Source organism: Klebsiella sp. HMSC16A12, assembly GCF_001808265.1.
Lineage (GTDB): Bacteria > Pseudomonadota > Gammaproteobacteria > Enterobacterales > Enterobacteriaceae > Klebsiella > Klebsiella pneumoniae.
Genome location: NZ_KV792538.1, coordinates 1 through 4930, shown reverse-complemented (window position 1 = coordinate 4930; position 4930 = coordinate 1). Strand labels below are relative to the sequence as shown.

Sequence of the window (4930 nt, the reverse complement as noted above, 5' to 3'; positions counted from 1 at the left end):
GTATCCGGTAACGGGTATCCCTACCGCGACATCAGTGAAAAGACATGAGATCTTCCCATGACAGATAAAACCAAACTGGTTGCTATCTCACGAACCGATGACATGAGCGCTCTGGATGCACTCAAGCTCTTGCGGTTTCGCCGGTACAATACGGCCAGAAGTCAGTTAAGGGTCACGAGTGTCTGGTCTGCATGGTGCGCCAGGCACGGTCTGACCCCCTTCCCGGTCACAGCGGTTGATGTCGAGCGCTATATTAATGGGCTGAATGGATCCGTTAAAATGGCGACTATCTCTCATTTTATTGCATGCCTTTCAAGCGTTAACAGCAGCCTGGGTTTTCCAGACTTCCGCAACGTTCTGATAAAAGCACTGGTTCAGGTATGGCGGGCGCGGGAGAATGAGAAAAAAATCGTCACCGGTCAGGCCCTTCCATTTCTTATATCCGATCTCAATATTCTTCGCCGGTCGCTGCATAAAAGCGATGACCTGAGAGACATACGGGACCTTGCAATGATATGGGTTGGGTTTGAAACCCTGCTGCGTAACGTGGAAATTCGAAGGATTAAAACCGGCGACCTGAAATGGCAAAATGACACGTCCTGTTACCTTCTGGACGTCATGCGGACCAAGACAAGCCTTTCAAGTAACCTGACATTTCAGCTCTCACCACAATGCAGTCAGCATGTCAGACGGTTGATTGAGACGGTGGAATACACCGATACCGAAACCTTCGGGCACCGTTTTCTTTTTCAGCCTGTAAACATCCATACAAACCGATATTTCCCGTCCACCAGCAGTAAGCTATCACGGGGAAAATCCATAGACAGGATGCTGGTCAAAGCAGGATTCAGTGAGGGGTTACTGACGCAGCTACAGAATGAATCAAAGATATCACGGGAAGATGTTGGTATGCTGTCCTCTAATTCACTGAACCAGGCATTTGCACGCCTCTGGGGGATTGCCGGGAAGGTCGGCGACAGTAACCGACAGTCCGGGCGGTACCGGACATGGACAGGACACAGTGTGCGTGTGGGGGGAGCCATAGAGCTGTTTAAGGCCGGGTACTCCCTGGAAAAGATTACCGAGATGGGGAACTGGTCTGATCCAAAGATGGTCTTCCGTTATATCCGTGGATATCTTGCCAGTGAAAAAGCCATGGTAAGCTTTATGCGTAATCATCTGGACGACATATAGATTTTACTGAGAGAAACGCCAGCACTCAGCAACATGTTTCTGAGCGCTGGTCACTTATGAACTTTTCAGATATTCAGTTCTTTCAAATCTGTCACAACAAAATCCCCTTTTCCTGAAAGACTGTCAAAATCATCGAGTGTAAATTCATGGGTGTGATACCAAATGACCCTGCATGTGGGGCAGGTAACAGGTAACAAATCTTCCGCTAACTTTTCGCTGTTATGGATAACCTCACCCATCTCGTTATGTTCGACAATATAACCACTTATGCAAAGGGTTTCGTACCCATGAGCACCGGTAACAATATGGGTTGCTGTTCTCTCACGAATTTCCCCATTAATTTTAATCTGCTCTCGAGTGGTAATCGTTCTTTTATTATTCATGAAAACTCCGGATGATATTTAAAAACGGCTGACATTGCTCCCTGCTCGGAATAATTGCGAAGGCAGCCAGGAAACCGGAAAATACGTTACCCTGTGCCTGAATCAGTTCTGGTGCGTCTCACGAAGGAAAATGAGAGGCGATATCATGGATTATCCTTTTTGAGCAGCTTTTTCTTCTTTTCTTTGTTTTTTTAATCTCCGTTTTTCCCGGAAATTTGCAACGGTATAGAGAGTGACAGATGCAATAAAATTCACCAGTGCAGCAAACTCTACTGCCAGATTGATCACGGCAGGTTTGACAGGAAGCCAGAGTGAGACAAGGAGAAGGAGGAACGATGTGATACACCGTAAGGCGTGTACATTAGAGCCTCCACTCTGGTTAATCATACCCGTACCGGAACAGATTTTGTTTGTCAGATAATTTAATCCGAATGCACAAACAGCAGTTACTAACAAGAAAATAGCGTAAGTCATTTTTCCTCCAGAGGCTTTAATCTTAATTTGACCACGTTAACCACTTTCATTACTCCCGCCTCATCCGGTACGAAAATGTAACGACATCTCGGCCATGTCGCGTGTGTAAATATCTTACCAGCGGTGTTGATATTCAGAGGCATAAGCCTTTCAGTCTTACTCAACGGCATTTTCTCTATCGGGATCAACCCTGACTTAAAACTTTTTATCATTAAGTCGAGAGGGGTTTTACAATCTTTATTGCTCATCGTTTCTGTGTAACGGATCATCCCGGCAATCGTTACCTGTATCGTTCCTATATCAGATTCGAATTTCGGCAGCACCGGCCAGTAAGGAATTTCAAAATCCACACTGGTAAGCGCCTGTTCGTAACCCTGCTCATTTGTTTCTGCAACCGTTTTAAGGCCTGGAAACCGGGCGTGCATAAATTTGATAATCTTTACCACATTGGGCGTGCTGGCCTGACGCTGATATATCTCTGGCAGCCATGTGGACGTGGTGGCCCATGTCGTGGTGCATGCATAAGTTTTTTGCTCCATATGCCATAAAATAGAGGTGTCAGCCAGGAAGTGATGAACAGTCAACAGCTCGGCCAGCAGCCGATCTTCATCTGGATGTGTTATGGCATTTTTGAAACAGACCTGTACACGAAAACGTTCTTTTGCAGACAGAAAAGTGTTTCCCCTACTGACGGCCACTTTGTATAACCTCCTGGCCGGATCAGCTTCACAAATCCCGGTTAGAATCCGGCTCATTTTGACTCCCTGATGACTTCCACCAGCCCTATACGGGGCAGGACAGAACGATATTTTTCATTAAAATCGCCGCGCTTCTGCCTTTCACCTTTTACGTAATTTTTTAACGGATTAAACCGGCCCGGTTCGCTGAACAAAATTAATGGTAAAGGCGCGCGAAAGTTGAGTTTGTACGGCCCATGAACATCATCTGGATCTTCAGGACTGGTGTACCGGATATTGACGTTAACAGCCGGAAAGTTACTTTCCCGGATGAGCCGAAATTTTCTCAAATTTTCATCGTCATGACTCACTTCGTCATTGAGCAACGACAGCATCATGATTTCTTCGGTTCGTTCCTGTTTCAGCCGTTCAACATCCTGTTTTGTCAGACTGATATCCGGCTGGAGCTCAGTTATCTCCCTGCGTAAGCGGTCGATAACCGTTTCCAGCCGGGTAAATTTATGAATGACAGGGATTTGCCAGGTGAACCCCAGGGAGCGAATTTGCTCAGTAACGACCCGGATATTACGGGACACCTGTAAAGTCACCAGCCACGGGTAAACCTGATGCAGAATTTCTGACCGGGAGTCCTGGTAATGAGTGATAGCTTTTACAGCATCAGCAAATTTGTCACGAAGCCGGTTGATTTCACCCACCAGCGACATCACCTGATCATGATTGTTTCTGACCACAACGAACCCGGGATATTTTCGGGTGATTTTGGTTGAATAATGCTCATCCCTGACATGGACTTTATCAACCCGCTGCTGCCGGTAAATATCCACCAGGGTGTCGACGTCGGGTACCGAATGAGTCACATTGATTTCCTGTGGCGGATTCAACTCCTCAACACTACGGGGCTCCGGGAGCGAGGCAAGGTAAGATGAGCCGATATCGCTGTGACGGAGTAAACTGTGCAGCTCACCGAGTTTGCGTAGTTGCTCTTCGTTGTAATGGGCAAAGTCAGTATTCATATCGTCTCCCGTATCGTATTCCTGAACGTGCGACGGTAATCGTTAAACAAACTCTGGTAAAGACTTAAACGTCAGCCATACAGGCTGGCGTCGCCCGTCCCGGCATACTCTGACGAGGCGATAACGGTTTTTCTCCATCGTGACCAGCCAGTACCCATCGGAGACAGGGCGGTCGAGAGTGACCAGTTTTAACCCGTAAAAACCCATCGAGGTAAACAGACGCCCTTCCCGCTCCCGGAAAGAGACCGTAAAGGACGGGAACAGAAGCCAGAATGCAGTGAAGAAAACATACCAGGTATACGGAACAGTCAGTTGTAGAATTTCATAGTTCCTGACGGTAGCTGTGACCAGGCCAAGGCTGAATACAGCAGCAATGCAGGCATATACTTTGAAAGACGCGCTATCGGAGTTTTTCCAGGTAATACCACGAATACAATGCACTTTGCTCATCGCCTTGCCTCAATGTAGTTGTCTGCGCACTTTCATCCGGGGAAGAATTTCTTTCTCCCACAGAGACCTTGCATTCCCATGCCCCCCCAGGAGTTGCATAGCACAAACCCTGTTAAACACAGTTACTTCTTTCCTGATTGCCTGGGTTTGACTGTCTGTGAGCTCAATGCATTCCGGTACCAGCTGCATAACACCGTTCATCATTTCGGCCTTTATGAGGCCTGGACCGTCTTTTGGGTCGGCCTCACAGGATTCCTTTACATTAAACCCGAATGAACAAAGAAGCTGGCCCTGTGCCTTAGGCCCCATCTGGACCCCCCGGCTATCGACGGTAAAGCGGACGATCGCGTAATCCCCTCCCTGATCGCTGGTTATGTTTCTTACCAGCATGCTGACCGGAGTCATATGAAGCCAGCTGTAGATACCCAAAACAATTTCTTCTTTTAAAATCATATTCAATTTTGGATTGGCCCCTATATTTCCATACACTTTTTATCACTTAACCCATTACTGGTTCGCCGCCGCAGATATTCCCGTGGCGAACGATACCCCAGCGCACTATGCGGATGCCATTCGTTGTAATGTTCGAAGGCCTCCGCAAGGTTCTTTACCGCTGTTAACCCGTCGGGTTTCGGCATGATGCTGATGTAATCGCGCTTCATCGTTTTCACGAAGCTCTCTGCCATCCCGTTGCTTTCCGGGCTACGTACCGCCGTAT

At 47.5% G+C, this 4930-nt stretch carries 8 protein-coding genes; 1 reads left to right on the top strand and 7 read right to left on the bottom strand.

What is annotated here, in order from left to right:
* The first annotated feature begins 57 nt into the window (after window positions 1-57).
* Window positions 58-1194, top strand: coding sequence for a tyrosine-type recombinase/integrase (locus tag HMPREF3140_RS02885; protein ID WP_032435650.1), 1137 nt, complete (start codon window positions 58-60; stop codon window positions 1192-1194).
* Between the two features lie 65 nt (window positions 1195-1259).
* Here HMPREF3140_RS02885 and HMPREF3140_RS02880 read toward each other — a convergent pair whose 3' ends face one another.
* The 7 genes from HMPREF3140_RS02880 to HMPREF3140_RS02850 form a co-directional block, all read right to left on the bottom strand.
* Window positions 1260-1577 (bottom strand): hypothetical protein, encoded by a 318-nt coding sequence (locus HMPREF3140_RS02880; RefSeq protein WP_004026552.1) that lies wholly within the window; start codon window positions 1575-1577, stop codon window positions 1260-1262.
* Between the two features lie 150 nt (window positions 1578-1727).
* Window positions 1728-2051, bottom strand: a complete 324-nt coding sequence (locus tag HMPREF3140_RS02875; protein ID WP_004197568.1) for a hypothetical protein — start codon at window positions 2049-2051, stop codon at window positions 1728-1730.
* The gene (locus HMPREF3140_RS02870) at window positions 2048-2806 is read right to left on the bottom strand and encodes a hypothetical protein (RefSeq protein WP_032435646.1); all 759 of its coding nucleotides are present in this window, start codon (window positions 2804-2806) and stop codon (window positions 2048-2050) included. Before HMPREF3140_RS02870 ends, HMPREF3140_RS02875 begins: the two co-directional genes overlap by 4 nt.
* Complete coding sequence (locus HMPREF3140_RS02865) at window positions 2803-3762, bottom strand: DNA replication terminus site-binding protein (protein ID WP_032435645.1); 960 nt, start codon at window positions 3760-3762, stop codon at window positions 2803-2805. Before HMPREF3140_RS02865 ends, HMPREF3140_RS02870 begins: the two co-directional genes overlap by 4 nt.
* A 42-nt stretch (window positions 3763-3804) precedes the next feature.
* Entirely contained in the window at window positions 3805-4212 is a 408-nt protein-coding gene (locus HMPREF3140_RS02860) for a hypothetical protein (protein WP_032435642.1), read from the bottom strand.
* A 9-nt stretch (window positions 4213-4221) separates the two neighbouring features.
* Window positions 4222-4665 (bottom strand): hypothetical protein, encoded by a 444-nt coding sequence (locus HMPREF3140_RS02855; RefSeq protein WP_020477096.1) that lies wholly within the window; start codon window positions 4663-4665, stop codon window positions 4222-4224.
* A gap of 20 nt (window positions 4666-4685) precedes the next feature.
* The coding region (locus HMPREF3140_RS02850; RefSeq protein WP_139146151.1) for an integrase core domain-containing protein at window positions 4686-4930 on the bottom strand (245 nt) is incomplete at its 5' end.

Coding starts and splice junctions, on each gene's coding strand:
- HMPREF3140_RS02870 (WP_032435646.1), bottom strand. CDS start 2,806: ATGAGCCGGATTCTAACCGGGATTTGTGAAGCTGATCCGGCCAGGAGG.
- HMPREF3140_RS02865 (WP_032435645.1), bottom strand. CDS start 3,762: ATGAATACTGACTTTGCCCATTACAACGAAGAGCAACTACGCAAACTC.
- HMPREF3140_RS02860 (WP_032435642.1), bottom strand. CDS start 4,212: ATGAGCAAAGTGCATTGTATTCGTGGTATTACCTGGAAAAACTCCGAT.
- HMPREF3140_RS02875 (WP_004197568.1), bottom strand. CDS start 2,051: ATGACTTACGCTATTTTCTTGTTAGTAACTGCTGTTTGTGCATTCGGA.
- HMPREF3140_RS02885 (WP_032435650.1), top strand. CDS start 58: ATGACAGATAAAACCAAACTGGTTGCTATCTCACGAACCGATGACATG.
- HMPREF3140_RS02855 (WP_020477096.1), bottom strand. CDS start 4,665: ATGATTTTAAAAGAAGAAATTGTTTTGGGTATCTACAGCTGGCTTCAT.
- HMPREF3140_RS02880 (WP_004026552.1), bottom strand. CDS start 1,577: ATGAATAATAAAAGAACGATTACCACTCGAGAGCAGATTAAAATTAAT.